Genomic DNA, 17,581 nt, shown 5'->3' on the forward strand with positions numbered 1-17,581 from the left:
CAATCACTCTCGGACCATATCGGGCCAGATTGGCTACCGCCTCCGAACTACGTCGTGCGCATCGGAACCGGCGGCTGCGAGCTTCAAGCACCGGTACGAGCCCTCTACGAGCCCCTCGGCTTCATCCCGTATCCGACCGTCGATCAGGCCAGGACGCTTTGATTTGAGCCCGCAGTACCGCCGACGGCGTCTCGGTAGCCGATCCCTCACCGGTCGCCGGGACGGCGCGGCCGTCAGTCGGCGGGGGCGCCGTCGTTGACTGCAGCGAGGCCGTTGAGGGTCCGCGGGTAGCCGACCCACGACACGAGTGCGGCGAGGACGTCGAGGAGGTGGGCGCGGGTGTTGCCGACGTTGAGGTTCGCGGCGACGTGCCCCTTGACCTGGTTGTCGGCGCCGCCGAGTCCGACGAGGATCGCAAAGGTCAGCAGTTCCCGCTGCCGGAGGTCGAGGCCGGCGCGGGTGTAGTAGTCGCCGAAGCAGTTCCCGGAGAGAAACCGCTGGAATCGAAGCGTGTCCGGGGTGGCGTTCGCATACATGCCGTCGACGTTGTCACCACCGACGGCTTCCTTCTGCTTCGCCGTACCGAGCGCCATCCGGTCCTCGGGTGCCGTCGTGGACTGGCCTGGCAACGGCAGAGTGACGCCGCGGCTGGCGAGGATCTCGTTGGTGACCTCGAGGAACGCGATCGCTCGCGCCCCGCCGGCGTAGGCGGCAGCCTGGTAGACGACTTCCTTCACTTGGACCGGTGTGACGTCGGCGTCGAGCGCAGCCGCAAGCTGATTCCGGAACGGAGCGTCCGCACCGACGGCGATCAGGGCACCGAGCTGGTACAGGTACCGATCCGACGTCGGTAGGGCGTTGTCAGTGAGGGACTCGTCGGTGGTGAACGCGGTAAAGAACGCTGCGAATTCGGGGTCGGTTTCGGTCAGTGCGGTCATCGGGTTGCTCCTTGGGTGGGGGTGCGGATGAAGACGGCGGCGATCGCCGCGGTGAGGATGACGGCGGCGGCGAGGACGAAGCTGAGCTGGGTGCCGGCGATGAAGTGGGTGCGGTCGGCGAGGAACGCGCCGAACACGGCGATCGCGACGGCGCCGCCGACCTGCCGGAACGTGTTGAACACCGCACTGGCCGTCCCGGCCCGGTCGGACGGGACGCTGGCAAGCACGACGGAGGTCGCGGGTGGCATCGCGACGGACCCACCGGCACCGGTGAAGATGGTGCAGATCACAACAAGCCAGATCGATTCGGTCGGCGCGCCGATGATCATCACGAGCAGGCCGACGACCATGCAGGTCAGCCCGGTGACGACGGGCACGCGGGGCCCGAACCGGTTTGCGAGGGTACCGCTGATGATGTTGCCGGTGATGCTGAACGCCGCCGACGGCAGGAACACCAGTCCGGCGAGCAGCGGCGTCAATCCGAGGTGCTGTTGCAGGAACAGGCTGAGCACGAAGACGCTGCCGAAGTTGCCGACCATGAACGCGAATCCGACGCCGAGCGCGATCCGCATCCCACTGGATCGGAACAGCTCCAGCGGCATCATCGGATGCGCTCCCCGCGCCTGTACGAGCAGAAACATCGTCAGGGCGACCGCTGCGATCACGAGCGCCGCGATGACGATCGGTGCACCGAACCCGATGGCCCCTCCCTCGATGAGCCCGAACACCAGCCCGACGAGCGTGATCAGTGACAGGGCTTGGCCGGCCCAGTCGAAGGGGCTCGGCCGGACAGCGGAGCGCGCGATGCGGGTGAGGAGGATGAGCATCGCGATACAGACCGGCAGGTTGATCGCGAACACGAGCCGCCAGTCGAAGGTGGTGAGGAGGCCGCCGAGGATGGGGCCGATGGTGCCGGCGACGGCGCCGCCGACTGCCCAGATCCCGAGGGCGTGTGCACGCTTCGCCGGGTCCGGGTATGCCTCACGGATCAGCGCCATCGATGCCGGCAGCATGATCGCGGCCGCGGCGCCCTGGACGGCGCGAGCGGCGATCAGTGCACCCAACGTCGGTGCCAGCGCGCACGCAACCGATGCGACGAGGAACCCGGCGATGCCGGTGCCGATGGCCCGTTTCGCGCCGATCCGGTCGGACAAGTTCCCGGCGAACAGCAGCAGGGAGGCGAACAGCAGCGTGTACGCGTCGATCACCCACTGCAGCCCGGCGGTGGTGCCACCGAGCTCACGGCCGATGCGGGTCAGCGCGACGTTCACGATGAGGATGTCGAGGGTGATGAGGAAGAACCCCATCGACGCCAGCAGCAGCGCAGATCCCGGCCGGTGCGGCACATCCGTCGATGTCGGTGCGGAGGAGGAGGAGGCTGGTGCGGTCACGTCCTGATTGAACCGCGCGGCATGTAGCCGGAGGGATCCCCTGTCAGGGAACCTCTCACCGGCTGCTGGCGGCCTACCGTTCCCGGTGCAACCCCCAGACGAAAGGCTCCCCCATGCAGCACCGCACGCTTGGTAACTCCGGCACCGTCGTGTCCTCGATGGCGCTCGGCACCATGGACTTTGGCACCATGACCTCCGAGGAGGACGCGTTCGCTGTCATCGACGCGTTCCTCGACGAGGGTGGCAACTTCCTTGACACCGCGAACGTGTACGGCGGCGGGAAGTCCGAAGAGACCCTCGGGAAGTGGTTCGCGTCCCGCCCCGCGGATGTCACCGACAACGTCGTCATCGCCACGAAGGCCCGCTCCCCGCAGGGCCCGGGTGTGAACGATCAGGGCAACTCCCGCCGTCACCTGGACCGGCAGCTGAACCAGTCGCTCCGCCGGCTCGGTCGCGACAACGTGGACCTGTACCAGCTGCATGCCTGGGATCCGATCACTCCCGTCGAGGAGACCTTCGGGTTCCTCGCTGACGCGGTCAGCGCCGGGAAGATCCACCAGGTGGGGCTGTCGAACTTCACCGGGTGGCAGCTGCAGCTGATGGTCTCCACCGCCATGCAGATGGGTGTCCCGGTGCCGGCGACCCTGCAGCAGCAGTACAGCCTCCTCTCGAGGGAGAGCGAGTCCGACGTGTTCGCCGGCGCCGAGTACAACCGGGTTGGCATCCTCGCCTGGTCGCCGCTCGCGGACGGGTTCCTGACCGGCAAGTACAGCCGAGACAGCAACCCCACCTCCGGCAGCCGCGCCGCATCCGACAACCCCGTCTACGAGTTCACCGCCGCCTACCGGGCCGCGGCCCCGAAGACGTGGGACGTCGTCGACGCCGTCGTGAAAGCCGCTGACGAGATCGGCACCAGCCCGGCCCGGGTGGCGCTGAGCTGGGTGCACGACCGCCCCGGCATGGTCGCCCCGATCATCGGCGCACGCAACGTCGAGCAGCTGCAGGACAATGTCGCCGCCGCCGACCTGCACCTCGACGACGCCATCCGGACCCGCCTCGACGAGGTCAGCGCACCCACGGTGGGTCAGTACCCGTACGGACCGTTCGGGACCGCGCAGCGCGCCCGCCGGGTCGAGGGCGGCGTGCCGCTGATGGACATGATCCAGGCCACAAAGTGACCGAGCAGGGTACTGGCGCATTGACACGGTCGGTGCCACGACTGACCGCCGACGCCGCAATGGCCCTGGTGCATGCTGCGGTCCGGGAGGTGCAGACGCAAGGGCATCCCGCGGCGATCGCTGTCGTGTCGGACACGGGGCAGGAGATCCTGACGTACTGCATGGACGGTGCGGCACCGCAGGCGCCGCAGGTTGCGCGGAACAAGGCGTTCACCGCGGCCACCTACGGGATGCCGTCGGATGAGTTCCTTGAGCACACCCGCACCTTCGGTCCCGACGGCGCAGCGATGCTCACCGCCGCCGTTGACCACATCATGCTGCTCGGTGGCGGCGTACCGGTCACCGTCGACGAGGTGGCAGTCGGCGCGGTCGGGATCAGCGGCGGCAGCGGTGCCGAGGATCATGCTGCGGCGACCGCCGCCATCGCCACGGTGCTGCAGCGCACCGGGCCTTCCCAAAACACCGGACCATCTCCGGGCACCGCGCCGTGACTGCCTGCTGCGCGCTCAACGGCGGCACGAGAAGTGTACTCGCCGGGTATCCCACACATGCAGAGCACGTTCTACGGTCGTGGGTATGAGCAATCGAGACGACGTGCGTGAGTTCCTCACGACCCGCCGTGCGAAGGTCACCCCGGAGCAGGTCGGGTTGCCTGGCGGTCAGAATCGTCGTGTTCCGGGATTGCGCCGCGGGGAGGTCGCGATGCTCGCCGACGTGAGCGTGGAGTACTACTCCCGCATTGAGCGCGGCGACCTGTCCGGAGCATCTGAGCCGGTGCTTTTCGCCATCGCCGATGCCCTCCGACTGAGCGACGCTGAACGAGATCATCTGTTCGACCTCGCACGGGCATCGTCGTCGTCGCCTCTGCGCCGCACGAAGCGCACCGTCCGGGCGCGGGGCATCCGGCCAGGGCTGCAGCTGATCCTCGACAACGTCACCGCCGGCCCTGCCATCGTCCGCAACGGCCGCCTCGACGTGCTGGGCACGAACCGGCTCGCCCGCGCCATGTACTCCGACCTGTTCCCGAACGCGGCCCTCCTCACCGACGGCAGCATCCCGAACCTGGCCCGGTACACGTTCCTCGACCGGCCCCGATCGGACGCGTTCCACCCGGACTGGGAACTCGCCGCCGACCAGACCGTCGCGATCCTCCGCACCACCGCCGGGAAAGACCCCTACGACAAGGCCCTGCAGGACCTCGTCGGAGAGCTCTCCACCCGCAGTCCGGAGTTCCGGCAGCGGTGGGGAGCCCACGATGTGCGCCGCCACGCGATCGGCGAAAAACACTTCCAACACCCGATGGTCGGGCCCCTCGACCTCATCTACGAGGGCGCCGACCTGATGGCCGACGACGACCTCAGCTTGCTGTTCTACACCGCAGAACCCGGTTCCCCCACAGCGGAACGGCTGCAACTGCTGGCGAACTGGGCCGCCACCCACGAACACGACGCCGCCACCGCTGCGGGGTCCCCGGCAACCGCAGCAGACGCCTGACCCGGCGTCGAGAAAGGCACAGAGCATGCAGATCGAACCGAAGAAACCGACCACGCTGAACTCGAAAGATATGTTCACCGGAGATGTGTGGCTGGACCCGATCATGGGCCCGCACCAGGACGGTGACCGGATGACGGTCGCGAAGGTGCGCTTCACCCCCGGCGCGCACACCGCCTGGCACTTCCACGAGCGCGGCCAGACCCTGCACGTCACGGAAGGCGTCGCATTGATGGGTACCCGGAGCGGCGGCGTCATCGAAGTCCATCCCGGTCAGACCGTGTACACCGCCCCCGGAGAAGAGCACTGGCACGGTGCGACGCCGGAGGACTACATGGAGCACCTGGCGATGATGGAACTCGGCGACGACTCCGCCACCGCCACCACCTGGCTCGAGCACGTCGCCGACGAGGACTACCACCGCCCCTAACCACCAGCAGACTGCCGCCCGCTCCGGAGGCGGCGTCAACAGTTGCGCCCGAACGGACCCTCGTGACCCACTTCCCCTCCCCAACCACCGCGACGGTGCCTACCCCGGCGAAGCGCGCCTGCTTGGTCCAGCGGGTGCAGCTGTGGTGGAGCGTCACCACCACCATCACCGACCTCACCCGTGACCGGGAGCGCGAGGACCGCATCCTCGCCGAAGCAGCCGTCCGGATGAACCCCGGCAGGTGGGGCCTTGCGCTCCTGTTCCGCCGTCGATAACTCTGTCTTGAAAGGAGCCCCTCCATGCGAGGAGCAGTCATCAACGCCCCCGGGGACGTCGAGGTCATCGACCGCGACACCCCCACGGTGCAGCACCCCACCGACGCGGTCATCAAGGTCGTCGCCGCGTGCGTCTGTGGCTCCGATATGTGGCCCTGGCGCGGCGTCGAGCAGATGCCGCACGCCACCCCGATGGGACACGAATACGTCGGCATCGTCCACGAAGTCGGCGATGACGTGACCAGCGTCGAGGTCGGTCAGTTCGTGATCGGGTCGTTCATGTTCTCCGACAACACCTGCGAGATCTGCCGGGCCGGGTACCAGTCGAACTGCATCCACGGCGGCTACATCGGCATGAACGGTGCCCAGTCCGAATACCTCCTCGTCCCGCAGGCCGACGGCACCCTCGTCGCCACCCCCGACATGCCCGCCGCTGACAAGATCCCCTCCCTCCTCACCGCATCGGACGTGCTCGGTACCGGCTGGTTCGGGGCGAAGGCGGCTGAGGTCGGTCCCGGGAAGACGGTCGTCGTCGTCGGCGACGGCGCGGTGGGACTACTCGCGGTGCTGTCTGCGAAGCAGCTCGGCGCCGAACGGATCATCGCCATGTCACGGCATGAGGACCGGCAGACCCTCGCCCGTGAGTTCGGCGCGACCGACATCGTCGCAGAACGCGGCGACGACGGCGTGGCGAAGGTGAAGGAACTCACCGACGGGCTCGGCGCGCACTCGGTCGTCGAAGCAGTCGGGACGCAGGAGTCGATGATGCAGGCCATCCAATCCACCCGGCCCGGCGGTCACGTCGGCTACGTCGGCGTCTCCCACGGCGTCGAACTGCCCGGTGATGCACTGTTCCCCTCGCACGTGCACCTGCACGGCGGCCCCGCCCCCGTCCGGGAATACCTCCCGGAGCTGATCAACCTGATCTGGACCGATCAGATCAACCCCGGCCGCGTGTTTGACCTCGAAGTCGGACTCGAGAACATCGTCGACGGCTACCAGGCCATGGACGAGCGCCGCGCGATCAAAGCCATCGTCCGCTTCTAAGCCCCAAACGACAGCTCCCCTGAACCGGGCCTCCGGCCGTGCCCCCCCCCCCCCCCCTACACGGCCGGAGGCCCCCCTTCCCTTTCCGAAAGGACACCATGATGGCCGCCTGGCCCTCTGACACGCTCGCGGGGATCGCCGCGTCCGATGACCTACACGTCAGCCCGTTCCGCGCCGACGGCACCACATACGGCACGCCCACATGGATCTGGTCCGTCGTCGTCGACGACGATCTGTACGTCCGCGCCTACAACGGGCAGGCCTCCCGCTGGTACCGGTCCGCGATCGAGCAGGGTGCCGGCCGCATCCGCGTCGCGGGCGCCAAGCACGAGGTGACCTTTGAGGCTGTCGGGCCGGACCTGAACAGCCGCATCGACGCCGCGTACGAAGCGAAGTACGCCGGTAGCCAATACCTGCCGCCGATGCTGCAGGACGGGCCAACCTCGGCGACCGTCCGGATCAGCCCGCGCTCGTGAGCGTCGCGACCGGATCCACCGCAACCAGTACCGCGCCGGCACCGTCCGGCCGGTTGCCGTTCGTCGTGCCCCTACTCGCCGTCGGCACGTTCCTGATGAGCACCAGCGAGAACATCATCGCCGGACTCCTGCAGGAGATGTCCGCCGACCTGCACGTCTCGGTCGCCCGGGTGGGGCTGCTCATCACGGCGTTCGCGATCGGGATGATCATCGGCGCACCCGTCATGGCGTTGGCAACGCTCCGGCTCCCCCGCCGGGCAACTCTGATCGCTGCGTTGGCGGTGTTCGCGGCCGGCCACGTCGTCGCTGCGCTCAGCGACAGCTTCACCGTCGTCATCATCGCCCGCGTCATCACCGCAGTTGCGACCGGGGCATTCTGGGCCGTCGCCGCGGTTGTCGCCACCACCGCCGCCGGCCCGGCCCGCAGCTCACGGGCGCTCGGGGTGATGATGAGCGGCGTCGGCCTCGCCGTCGTCGCCGGCGTCCCCCTCGGCTCCTTCGCCGGTCAGGTGCTCGGGTGGCGCGGGTCGTTCTGGGCTCTCGCCGTCCTCGCCGCCGTCGCCGCCGTCGTCATCCGCATGTTCGCCCCCGCGGACGGCAAGCGGGAGCAGCAGTCCGCCACCGCGGAGATCCGCGCACTCATCACCGGCCGGACCGGGCTGCTCGTCATCGCGACGATCCTGATCACCGGGTCGTACATGGGCGCGTTCGCCTACATCTCCCCGCTGCTGACCGACCGCACCGGATACCCGGAATGGGCAGTCCCGATCGTGCTCGTCTGCTTCGGCGCCGGCGCTCTCATCGGCACCAACCTCGCCGGACGGCTCGCCGACCGCAGACCCCTCACCGTCTTCATCACCGCAGCCGCCGGCGTCGGCGTCGTGCTCGCGCTGCTGCTGCCCTTGTCCGCGTACGGGGTGCCAACGATCATCCTCGTGATCCTGCTCGGCATCACCGGCATGGCCGTCCCACCGGTCGCCACCGGCCTCGCCGGCCGGTTCGCGCCCACCGCACCGACACTCGCCGCCGCGGTCGCCGTGTCCGCGTTCAACGCCGGCATCGCCATCGCCACCTGGGTCGAGAGCGACGCGCTCGACGGCCCGCTCGGCGTCACCGCTCCCGAGACGATCGGCATCGTGCTCGTCATCCTCGGGCTCATCCCGCTCGCCGTTCTCGGAGCACGTCGGGCGACCACGAACAAGGAGCACTGATGCAGACACGCACGCTCGGCACCGACCTCACCGTCTCGACGGTCGGGCTCGGCTGCATGACCATGACCGGCGGCTACAGCGGCAATCCGGATCGTGACGCGATGATCGCGCTCCTGCACGGCGCCGTCGACCAGGGCGTCACGTTCTTCGACACGGCGGAGACCTACGGCCCGCACCGCAACAAGGAACTCGTCGGCGAGGCCCTCGCCCCGTTCCGCGACCGGGTCACGATCGCCACGAAGTTCGCGAACGCGATCGACCCGGACACGCATCAGCCGCTCGGCCGCCTCCTGCGCCCAGACGAGGTCCGTGCCGCCGCCGAGGGATCGCTCCGCCGGCTTGGGGTCGATCACTTGGACCTCTACTACCAGCACCGCGTCAACCCGGAGCACCCGATCGAGGAGTTCGCCGGGGTCGTGTCGGAGCTCGTCGCCGAGGGCAAGGTCCTGCGGTACGGGATGTCCGAGGCGGCCGAGGCGACGATCCGCCGGGCCCACGCCGTGCAGCCGGTGACCGCGATCCAGAGCGAGTACTCGCTGTGGTGGCGCCGCCCGGAAGACGGCGTCCTCGCCGCCTGCGCAGAACTCGGCATCGGATTCGTACCGTTCAGCCCCCTCGGCAAGGGGTTCCTCACCGGCACCATCGACCCGACAGCGACGTTCGGCGACAACGACCTGCGCGCGAGCATCCCACGCTTCGGCGAGGAAGCGCTCGCTACGAACGTCGCGCTCGTCGATGGCGTCAAGCAGATCGCCGCCGACCTCGGCGCGACGCCCGGGCAAGTCGCCCTCGCGTGGCTCCTCGCCCGCCAGCCGTGGATCGTGCCGATCCCCGGCACGACGAAACCGCACAGGCTCACCGAGAACATCGGTGCCGCGGCGGTCGAGCTGTCGCCGGCCGACGTCAACCGCCTCACGGCGCTCTCCGACTCCGTCGAGATCATCGGCGGCCGATACCCCGACTGGCTCGAAGCGCAAACCAACCTCTGACCCCGGCAGCAGATCGCGGAGGCACGGAACGTGCCGATGGCGCAGATCGCAATGGCATGGGTCGTCAGCAATCCCGTCGTGAGCGCACCGATAATCGGTGCGACGAAGCCCCATCACCTCGACGACGCCGCCGCCGCTGTCGACATCGACCTCACCCCAGACGAGGTCACCGCGCTCGGAGAGCACTACCAAGCGCGCCCCGCTGGCGGCCTCTGAGCACTACCCCAGAGCGCATTGACTACTACATGTAGTGGTTGGCGGCGTTTCGGACCACTAGATGCACACTTCCTAGCGGGATAATAGTCATGCCAAAGAGGGTGGACCGTCCGCTCGCTCGTGGCAGGAAGGAGCGCGGAGTCATGGCCAAGTCCGGCAAGAGCAGCAGCGGTTCGTCGCGAAGCTCGATCACTGGCAAGTACGTGACGTCGAAGTACGCGAAGTCGCACCCCAGCACCACGCAGACCTCGCACAAGAAGAGCAAGTAGCAAGCGCCGCAACGCGGTGACTCACTGGCGGGAATCCGGGCAGCCGGGTTCCCGCCAGTGCTCTGCGTAGGCGGGTTTGACGCCTCGAGCCACTACTGCGCTGGCTTCGGCTTCGGCGGCTGAATCTGCGAGTTCGGAGGTCGCACGGCCGGTGGGCGCTGCATATTCGCGGGCTGAATGCCGAACTGGCCTTCCGGCTCTCGCGACTTGTCGTCTGTCACGAGTCGGGCTGCGAGTTCGTCGGCGGCTGGATCCGGGAGGTGGACGGGCGAACTGAGGGACGGAACTGCACGTGCGCGGCCTGCATGCCGCGCTCGGTCACTCGAGACGTGGCGAGGTGCGACTTCGCGTACGTCGCCGTCACGAACTTGCCCGTGACCGAACTGCGCGACGAACCGCCGCCACTCTTGCTGCTCTTCGCCATCGCCCCTCTCTTCGTGCTCCCGGACGTGGTCGAGGACCTGCTCCGATCGACCGAGCACGCCGAGGAGAACCTCGAGGACTACACACCTGCTCTCACGGCGGCTCGAGCTGCCATGTCAGTCGTCGCTGAGGCGACCAACGGCATGTCGCTGATGAAGCAGCGTCTCGACACCGGACACGTCCAGTCCCTCAGGAGCTGCAGCCGACCTCTGCAACGCCTACCTGGAGTAGGGGCCCCGTCCGACGACCAACTAGCAGAAGTCCGAGATAGCGCTCAGGCGTTGATCGACTCGATCAATGATGCAATGGATCTTCCGACCGCGGTGCGGGAGACCTTGCTGGGTTACGCGTACTCCGCCATCCACGACGTCGATCTCTTCAGGATCGGTGGCGCAGATGCTCTGATCCGAAAGGCCAAGCATCTGCGGGGTCAGGCGCTCGACCCGTGGTCGATGGTGCCGCCCCCATCGGAAAAGGGCGTGCTGTCTAACGTGAAGCGACTCGCGGCTGCATTGGGCGTGATCGCGTTGTTCGTTCATACCCCGGTTGCTATCGGTGCAGACCTCGAGGAATACAAGAAGGCGCTCACTTCGATCACGGAGGAAGTTCCCGCGGAGCTCCTTGCTCCTGGGCGGTCGTCGCTACCTGCTTTGGAACCGCCAACCACGAACGACTCAGTCTGATCAAAGCTTGCCGGTTCGCAACAGCCGGTCCACCAGTGGGTCCCGGAGTGCTTACGGGGGCGTCGGACTCCTACGGCCCTGCTCCGGAGCGATCCCCGTCTCACATAGGTGGTCCGCGAGCTATCTCAGTGCACGCACGCCACACGGACGCCCCGAGACGCACGAAGGCTGAGCGGTGCCCTTATGGAGTCAGCGGCTCCGTGCTTCCAGACGACGGGTCCACACCCGTACCTCGGACACGTTGGATACCAGTCGGACGAGTTAGCCGGCGGACGACATGTGAGCGTCTTCGCAAAGTGTCGCGTCTCACCGCGTGACATCGCGGATTGCAGCTTCACTGTCGCCGCGCTTCTGCAGAGTTTTAGGTCGCCTGCAGTAAACCCCTGGTCAAACGGAGGACCATCAGCGCGCTTCCCCCACCCCCACCGGACCCACCGAGCTGACCTCAGCTCTCTTCCGGCAGTCGGTGGCGCGCTCAAGGTCCGCCACTCACACCTCGCGCGAATAGGTAACGGCCAGCGCGACCACACCGCGGCGAACCACGGGATCGGTCCTGTTCAGCGAGCGGTGAAACTCGTCAGAAGGTCGAGCGGGTGTCGTAGACCGACATGAGCATCGCGGCCGTGAGGCGGGCAGACCGTGCCGGCTGGGCAGATTGCTGCACTGCGGATTCGACGCGCGCGCCCTCGATCAGCAGCGACAAGCCCTGGGCGATGTGGGCGGGCATGTTGCCGCGTTCGCAGACCAGGGTGAGGTGGCGTTCGACGTCCATGAAGTGTTCCCGGGCGAGGGCGGCGATGTCGGGGTCCTGGCGGCCGAGCTCTGCATGTCCGTTGATGAACGCGCAGCCACGCCAACCCTGGTCGGCGAAGCACTCTTCGAGGTACGTGAAGATCCCGAGGACCTCGTCGCGCGGGTCGTCGGAAACGTCGGTGATGTGACTCAATGCGCGCCGCCATGCGCCGTGCCAGCGCTGCAGGACGGCGATGACGAGGGACTGCTTCGTCGGGTACGCGGCCGTCAGCTCAGTCACCGTGAGACCGGCCCGGTCGGCGATCTGCTGCAGGGTCACCGGGATGACGCCGTGCTCGGTGAAGAGGGCGTCGGCAGCGCCGGACGCTGCGCGTTGCACTGACGTCTCGCGCGTGGAGGGGGTGAGTGTGAGCAGTGTCATGTCCAGGTGGTGTTGGAGCTGAGCGTACCCGTCGCGATGGGACCGGTCATGCTGAGAGGGTCGTGGCGAGAGGGTCGTGGCGAGAGGTCAGGCGACGACGAAGAAGTCCGCGTACGCCGGCTCGGCCGTGTGCTGGGTGGTGTAGTGCTCCCCGAGGCGGGCGGTGATGATCTGGTCGATCTCACCGGGGGCGCTCATCCCGCGGCGATGCCACTCGGTCGGGATTCGACGCAGTTGGTCGAGGACGTCTCGTTCAGTCATCAGTGCGGTCCTGTTCTGCGAGGAAGGTGGTCATGTGGAACGGCTGCACTCAGACCGTCAAGGTGAGGACGACGGCCGCGGAAGCCGCCAGGGTGACGGACGCGACGCCCGTGCTGACCGCTGCGACCTGCAGGACGTGCTGGCGTCGGGCTTCGCGGACCTCACTGAGGGGATCGCGTTGTGCCGGCCGGCGCCGCCGCAGCGACACAGCGTCGTGCGCCGTCTTGGGTGCGATCTGGAAGTCGGGGATGGTGATCGTGGTCATGGTTCGTCCTTGTCTGCATGGCGTCGGTGCGACAGCGCCGGGCGATGAGACGACCGTACGGAATCGCCGTTCCGGCTCGCGAGTCGTGACCGCAGGGTCGTCGACTTCCGGACACCAAGGGCACATCCCTGTGTCGCCCACCGGCTAAACCAGCGTTCCCACGACACCGTGCTGGCGGGAGCGAGACTCACGACAGCGGCACGCTTCTGTGACGTGTTTCGGATACTCGCCCAGTCGCGGGCGGCCGCTCGGGGCACACTGCTGCCGATCCCATGAACGACCAGCATCCGACCCGAGTGCGGGAAGAGACGCAGAGCACCGATCTCGGTGAGGCTCGCGACTTCCTCGCTGACGCGTACGCGGGGCAGCGATGGAGCGCCGACCGGACACGGCAACCGTTCTCGTTCCGGTACACCGCCGTCGGCGACCAGTCGATGACGCTCCGGAGGATCCAGTTCGATGGCCACCTCGACGGGGTGATGACGCCGTCCGAGGACTTCGTCGTCCAGTGGACGACGAAGGGCACCGCGAGGATCGGGACCGGGGACGAGCAGATCCGGATGGAACCGGGCCGTCCGCAGCTGTGGCCGCAGCAGGGCGCCGCGTTCTCCTACAACGACTACGATCAGCGCATCGTCCAGATCAACCGGTCCGCGCTCGAGGCCGTTGTCGGCGAACGCGGTGTCTCCCCCGGCGACCTGCAGCTCGACCACACGGTCCGACCGGACGACCGCGCGCTGCAGGTCTGGCGCAACAGCGTGCAGCTGATCTCCCACACCGTCATGGACCGCAACGCCTCACCACTGCTGCAGGCCGAGATGGGGCGGCTCGGAGCACTCGCGCTGTTGGAGCTCTACCCCGTCGTTTCTTCGTCGCTGCCTGCTGAGCTGCTGCTGCCGAAGAACGGCCACATCCGTCAGGCGGTCGAGTACATCCACGAACACGCGCACCTGCCGATCACGACGACGGACATCGCCCAGGTCGCCAACCTGAGCCTGCGGGCCCTGCAGCACGCCTTCCAGCGGGTGTTCGCGATGAGCCCGAACGCGTACATCCGACAGGTGCGACTCGACCGGGTACGCGACGCCCTGCGCGCTGGCGACCCTGCGACGACGAACATCGGTGACGTCGCCCGACACTGGGGCTTCGCGCACGCCGGCCGGTTCTCCGCCGCGTACGTAGAACACCATGGCGAGTACCCGCGAGACACCCTCCGCCGATCCTGACAGGACAGCGCACCATGACCGAGACAACCGCCACCACCGCCGACCGCAGCGTCGGAAGTGCAGACCAGTCGGACACCGAGACGATCACCCGGACCCGTCTGGTGACGCGCACGCGAGAGCCCGCCGTCGCCCGGGCGGCGATCCTGCACACCTTCCAGGGACGCGGTCTCGACGTCACCGGCAGCAGCGACTTCGCGTTCGAGGAGACGCTCACCGGCACCTCACTGCTGTCGCTGGAGTCCACCAGCTGCACCGGAACGATCCGCGGGGAGGTCGACGCGTCCGCCGCGATGGTCCTCGTCTGGCTGAAGGCCGGCCACGCGGTGGTCGCCGGCCAGCAGCTGCCCATCGGTCGTCCCGTGCTCTACGCGCCCGGGTTCCAGCACGTGCAGTGGGACCGTTTCCAGAAGGACGTCATGCGCATCGACCGTGACGTCGTCGAGCGCGTCGCCGCAGACCGAGGCGGTTGGGAACCGGGTCCGCTGGAGTTCAAACCGAACCACATCCCGGACGGCGCGCCGTTGGCAGCTTGGTGGCTCATGGTCCGCATGGTCGCCGCCGAGATCCTCAGCACGCAGGGAGAAGTTTCCGTCGAGCGGGAATTCGAACTTGCTCGCACAGCTGCGGCCGGGTTGCTGACCGCGATCCCACACTGGCCCGTCGGGCGGACCGAGGACCAACCCCCGCAGACCAGGCTCGGCCAGGCGGAGACGTTCATCCTGGACCACATCGCGGACCGCATCAGCCTCGAGGACATCGCCGACGCAGCGGGACTGAGCGCGCGCGGCCTGCAGAGCGCATTCCAACGCGTGCACGGCACCACGCCGATGAGCTACCTCCGGGGCATCCGGCTGCTCATGGCCCGCCAGCAGCTGGAATCCGGAGATGCCACCTCAGTGACCGACGTCGCCCGAGCGATCGGCTTCCGGCACCTGGGTCGGTTCTCCGGTGCCTACCGAGACGAGTTCGGTGAGCTCCCCGGCGAGACGCTCCGTTTTGCGCACGACCGAAGAGGCTGATCGCAAGCGTCACAGCATCAGAGACATCTGGACGGTCAGAATCAGGCCGGGGTTCCGCGGAAGATCCACCGCGCGAATGCCTCGAGCTCGCTCTTGGCCGCATCCAAGGATCCGTGTGAGCCCGCGACCGATCCGTCGGCGCTGAGCACGCTGTAGCGACCGGTGCGGGTGACGGTGCCGAACGCCGACCCGCTGGCGTTGCAGGAAGTCCACACGCCGTCGCTCTCAGGCGACCACACAAGGTCTTGCAGCTTCACCGGAATCATCGGTCCCCTCCTCGAACAGCCTCGTCGGTGGCACCGAGAAGGAACACCGCCGAACGATCTGACGGTGCTGTCGACGCTACGCACCGCGTGCTGAGAACGCCGTAACCCCACGCTCGTCACGCGGTGCCCGAGGCCCTACGAGACCACGCCCGGCGTGCATCCGGTGCAGATTGCTGCGTCAACTGCGGGGCGTGTCAGGCAGTCATCCCGCCGTTGATGTCGAGGGTCGCGCCGACGACGAACGACGACTCCGCCGACGTCAAGAACACGTACGCCGGCGCGATCTCCGCGGGCTGCGCCGCACGACCCAGCGGCGCCTCACTCGACCCGAACTCCGGCAACGACTCCGGATCGACACCGTCGGTGACCTGCAGCACGCTCCACGTCGGCCCCGGGGCAACGACGTTCACACGGATCCCCTTGTCGATCAGCTGCAACGCGAGCCCGTGCGACAGGTTGTCCACCGCGGCCTTCGTCGACGCGTAGTCGAGCCGGTCCGGCGCCGGCGAGTGGATCTCGGCCGAAGCGGTCGTGACGATCGTCGATCCGGGAGCGAGGTGCGGAACCGCTGCCCGGACGATCCGGAACAGCGCCGTGACGTTGGTGGCGTATGTGGTCGTGAACTGTTCGTCGGTGATCTCGGTCACGTCCGACTGCCAGACCTGCTTCCCAGCGACGATGACGAGCGCGTCGAGCCCTGCGAGGCCGGTTACGGCGTTTTCAACGACGGACGCGCAGACCACCGGATCGGTGAGGTCGCCGGGCAGAGCGACCGCGGTTCGCCCAGCGGCGCGGATCTGTTCGAGCACGTGGTCCGCGTCCGACTGCTCCGACGGCAGGTACGAGATCGCGACGTCCGCGCCTTCTCGCGCGAACGCGATGGCGACCGCGGCACCGATCCCGGAGTCGCCACCGGTGATGAGCGCCTTCCGTCCGGCGAGCCGGCCGGTCCCCCGGTAGCTCGACTCACCGAGGTCCGGTACCGGCGTCATCTCGGACTGGAGGCCCGGCTCGGCCTGGTGCTGCACCGGTGGCGAGATCACGGGGTACCGATCACGCGGATCGCCGAACGCGTACTGGTCCACCGGTCCGTCGGTCATGCCTACGCTCCCGTCGTGAGTTCCACCTTGATCCAGCCGGGTTCGCGACGGTCGAACACCTCGTACGCGTCGATGGCGGAACCGATCGGCTCGTGCTCGGTGATGAGTGCCGTCGGGTCGAACTGGCCTGCGGCGACCATGTCGATCAGCGGCGGCGTGACCGAGTGGTGGTCGCAGTTGCCCATCCGGATCGTCAGGTTCTTGTTCATCGCCTCACCGATCGGGTACCGGTCCGCGGTCGGACCGTACACGCCGATGATGCCGATGCGGCCGTACTTCGCAACGCTCGCAACCGCCCACCGCGCGACCTGTGACGGACCGTCACCGGGCCTCCAGAGCGGACCGTCCGGTGCCGCGTCGGGGGCGACCTCTGCGACCTCCGCGTCGAACGCCGCAGCCTCGTCGTCGGAGACGGCCGCCGGTCCGCGCTTCGGGCGTTCGGCGTCGACGCCGACGGCGTCGATGACGCAGTCCGCGCCGATGCCGTTGGTCAGCTCGAGGATCGCCTTGACCGGATCCTCACGGTTGAAGTCGACGACCTCACAGTTCTGCGCCAGGGCCTGAGCGAGACGCGTCTCTTCACCATCGACGACGATGACCCGGCCTGCGCCCTGCTTGAACGCCGAGACCGCGGCGAACTGGCCGACGATGCCGGCGCCGAACACGACGACGACGTCGCCTCGGGTGACCCCGGCGAGTTCAGCGCCGAACCAGCCGGTCGGGAAGATGTCGGAGAGCAGGATCGCTTGCTCGTCGGAGACGTTCTCCGGAAGCGGATGCATGGTGTTCTGCGCCCATGGCACACGCACCGACTCGGCCTGCAGTCCGTTGACCGGACCGGTGGAGGACGGACCCCCGAAGAACGACGTGCCGGCGGCGGGGCCGTTCGGGTTCGCCACGTCGCACTGCGCGGTCTTGCCCATCCGGCAGTACCGGCAAGCGCCGCACGAGATCGTCGAGTTGATCAGGACCCGGTCGCCGGGACTGAACCCGCGCACGGCGTCGCCGACCTCGGCCACGACACCGACGGCTTCATGTCCGAGGATCGTGCCGGGCTCCATACCGGCGAGCGTGCCGCGGACCATGTGCAGGTCCGTCCCGCAGATCGCGCTGCGTGTGATCCGGACGATCGCGTCGTGCGGGTCCTGGATCGTGGGTTCAGGAACGTCATCGAGTCGGATGTCTCCGACCCCGTGCCAGACCACTGCCTTCATCGAGGAGTTCCTTTCGAACGGTTGGTCACGTCAGCTGGA

22 protein-coding genes are annotated in these 17,581 nt (G+C 67.9%); 14 read left to right on the forward strand and 8 right to left on the reverse strand.

Annotated features, from left to right (window positions below; genetic code table 11):
- Window positions 1–233: 233 nt before the first annotated feature.
- Both ACO0E1_RS14865 and ACO0E1_RS14870 read right to left on the reverse strand, forming a co-directional pair.
- Window positions 234–938, reverse strand: coding sequence for a carboxymuconolactone decarboxylase family protein (locus ACO0E1_RS14865; protein WP_422874907.1), 705 nt, complete (start codon window positions 936–938; stop codon window positions 234–236).
- Window positions 935–2,329, reverse strand: coding sequence for an MFS transporter (locus ACO0E1_RS14870; RefSeq protein ID WP_422874908.1), 1,395 nt, complete (start codon window positions 2,327–2,329; stop codon window positions 935–937). Before ACO0E1_RS14870 ends, ACO0E1_RS14865 begins: the two co-directional genes overlap by 4 nt.
- Window positions 2,330–2,442: 113 nt before the next feature.
- Between ACO0E1_RS14870 and ACO0E1_RS14875 the strand changes: the two genes are divergently transcribed.
- From ACO0E1_RS14875 to ACO0E1_RS14930, 12 genes are all read left to right on the forward strand, one after another.
- Window positions 2,443–3,507 (forward strand): aldo/keto reductase, encoded by a 1,065-nt coding sequence (locus tag ACO0E1_RS14875; RefSeq protein ID WP_422874909.1) that lies wholly within the window; start codon window positions 2,443–2,445, stop codon window positions 3,505–3,507.
- Window positions 3,508–3,539: 32 nt separating this feature from the next.
- Window positions 3,540–3,998, forward strand: a complete 459-nt coding sequence (locus ACO0E1_RS14880; protein WP_422874910.1) for a GlcG/HbpS family heme-binding protein — start codon at window positions 3,540–3,542, stop codon at window positions 3,996–3,998.
- An 85-nt stretch (window positions 3,999–4,083) separates the two neighbouring features.
- Window positions 4,084–5,001 (forward strand): helix-turn-helix domain-containing protein, encoded by a 918-nt coding sequence (locus ACO0E1_RS14885; RefSeq protein ID WP_422874911.1) that lies wholly within the window; start codon window positions 4,084–4,086, stop codon window positions 4,999–5,001.
- A gap of 25 nt (window positions 5,002–5,026) precedes the next feature.
- Window positions 5,027–5,428 (forward strand): (R)-mandelonitrile lyase, encoded by a 402-nt coding sequence (locus tag ACO0E1_RS14890; protein WP_422874912.1) that lies wholly within the window; start codon window positions 5,027–5,029, stop codon window positions 5,426–5,428.
- A 62-nt stretch (window positions 5,429–5,490) separates the two neighbouring features.
- Complete coding sequence (locus ACO0E1_RS14895) at window positions 5,491–5,703, forward strand: hypothetical protein (RefSeq protein ID WP_422874913.1); 213 nt, start codon at window positions 5,491–5,493, stop codon at window positions 5,701–5,703.
- 24 nt (window positions 5,704–5,727) lie between these two features.
- Window positions 5,728–6,750: a zinc-dependent alcohol dehydrogenase family protein gene (locus ACO0E1_RS14900; RefSeq protein WP_422874914.1), complete on the forward strand. Its 1,023-nt coding sequence runs from the start codon at window positions 5,728–5,730 to the stop codon at window positions 6,748–6,750.
- 101 nt (window positions 6,751–6,851) lie between these two features.
- On the forward strand, window positions 6,852–7,226 hold the full coding sequence (locus ACO0E1_RS14905; RefSeq protein WP_422874915.1) for a DUF2255 family protein: 375 nt from the start codon (window positions 6,852–6,854) through the stop codon (window positions 7,224–7,226).
- Window positions 7,223–8,437, forward strand: a complete 1,215-nt coding sequence (locus ACO0E1_RS14910) for an MFS transporter (RefSeq protein ID WP_422874916.1) — start codon at window positions 7,223–7,225, stop codon at window positions 8,435–8,437. Before ACO0E1_RS14905 ends, ACO0E1_RS14910 begins: the two co-directional genes overlap by 4 nt.
- Window positions 8,437–9,426 carry an aldo/keto reductase gene (locus ACO0E1_RS14915; protein WP_422874917.1) on the forward strand — a complete coding sequence of 330 codons (990 nt, stop codon included), beginning with the start codon at window positions 8,437–8,439 and terminating at the stop codon, window positions 9,424–9,426. Before ACO0E1_RS14910 ends, ACO0E1_RS14915 begins: the two co-directional genes overlap by 1 nt.
- 12 nt (window positions 9,427–9,438) lie before the next feature.
- Entirely contained in the window at window positions 9,439–9,642 is a 204-nt protein-coding gene (locus tag ACO0E1_RS14920; RefSeq protein ID WP_422875003.1) for an aldo/keto reductase, read from the forward strand.
- 143 nt (window positions 9,643–9,785) lie between these two features.
- Window positions 9,786–9,911 carry a hypothetical protein gene (locus ACO0E1_RS14925; RefSeq protein ID WP_422874918.1) on the forward strand — a complete coding sequence of 42 codons (126 nt, stop codon included), beginning with the start codon at window positions 9,786–9,788 and terminating at the stop codon, window positions 9,909–9,911.
- A 374-nt stretch (window positions 9,912–10,285) separates the two neighbouring features.
- Complete coding sequence (locus ACO0E1_RS14930) at window positions 10,286–11,017, forward strand: hypothetical protein (protein ID WP_422874919.1); 732 nt, start codon at window positions 10,286–10,288, stop codon at window positions 11,015–11,017.
- A gap of 577 nt (window positions 11,018–11,594) precedes the next feature.
- On the opposite strand, the gene ACO0E1_RS14935 is transcribed toward ACO0E1_RS14930, so the two are convergent.
- The 3 genes from ACO0E1_RS14935 to ACO0E1_RS14945 form a co-directional block, all read right to left on the reverse strand.
- Window positions 11,595–12,191 carry a TetR/AcrR family transcriptional regulator gene (locus tag ACO0E1_RS14935; RefSeq protein ID WP_422874920.1) on the reverse strand — a complete coding sequence of 199 codons (597 nt, stop codon included), beginning with the start codon at window positions 12,189–12,191 and terminating at the stop codon, window positions 11,595–11,597.
- 87 nt (window positions 12,192–12,278) lie between these two features.
- Window positions 12,279–12,452, reverse strand: a complete 174-nt coding sequence (locus ACO0E1_RS14940; protein ID WP_422874921.1) for a hypothetical protein — start codon at window positions 12,450–12,452, stop codon at window positions 12,279–12,281.
- 49 nt (window positions 12,453–12,501) lie between these two features.
- Window positions 12,502–12,717 carry a hypothetical protein gene (locus tag ACO0E1_RS14945; RefSeq protein WP_422874922.1) on the reverse strand — a complete coding sequence of 72 codons (216 nt, stop codon included), beginning with the start codon at window positions 12,715–12,717 and terminating at the stop codon, window positions 12,502–12,504.
- A 272-nt stretch (window positions 12,718–12,989) separates the two neighbouring features.
- On the opposite strand from ACO0E1_RS14945, the gene ACO0E1_RS14950 reads away from it, so the two are divergent.
- Window positions 12,990–13,943, forward strand: a complete 954-nt coding sequence (locus ACO0E1_RS14950) for an AraC family transcriptional regulator (RefSeq protein ID WP_422874923.1) — start codon at window positions 12,990–12,992, stop codon at window positions 13,941–13,943.
- Between the two features lie 14 nt (window positions 13,944–13,957).
- Entirely contained in the window at window positions 13,958–14,962 is a 1,005-nt protein-coding gene (locus tag ACO0E1_RS14955) for a helix-turn-helix transcriptional regulator (RefSeq protein ID WP_422874924.1), read from the forward strand.
- A gap of 41 nt (window positions 14,963–15,003) precedes the next feature.
- Here ACO0E1_RS14955 and ACO0E1_RS14960 read toward each other — a convergent pair whose 3' ends face one another.
- The 3 genes from ACO0E1_RS14960 to ACO0E1_RS14970 form a co-directional block, all read right to left on the reverse strand.
- Entirely contained in the window at window positions 15,004–15,228 is a 225-nt protein-coding gene (locus ACO0E1_RS14960; RefSeq protein ID WP_422874925.1) for a hypothetical protein, read from the reverse strand.
- Between the two features lie 194 nt (window positions 15,229–15,422).
- Window positions 15,423–16,328, reverse strand: a complete 906-nt coding sequence (locus ACO0E1_RS14965) for an SDR family oxidoreductase (protein ID WP_422874926.1) — start codon at window positions 16,326–16,328, stop codon at window positions 15,423–15,425.
- A gap of 2 nt (window positions 16,329–16,330) precedes the next feature.
- On the reverse strand, window positions 16,331–17,542 hold the full coding sequence (locus ACO0E1_RS14970; protein ID WP_422874927.1) for a zinc-dependent alcohol dehydrogenase: 1,212 nt from the start codon (window positions 17,540–17,542) through the stop codon (window positions 16,331–16,333).
- Between the last annotated feature and the right edge of the window lie 39 nt (window positions 17,543–17,581).

The organism is Curtobacterium guangdongense (assembly GCF_049341845.1).
GTDB lineage: Bacteria > Actinomycetota > Actinomycetes > Actinomycetales > Microbacteriaceae > Curtobacterium > Curtobacterium guangdongense.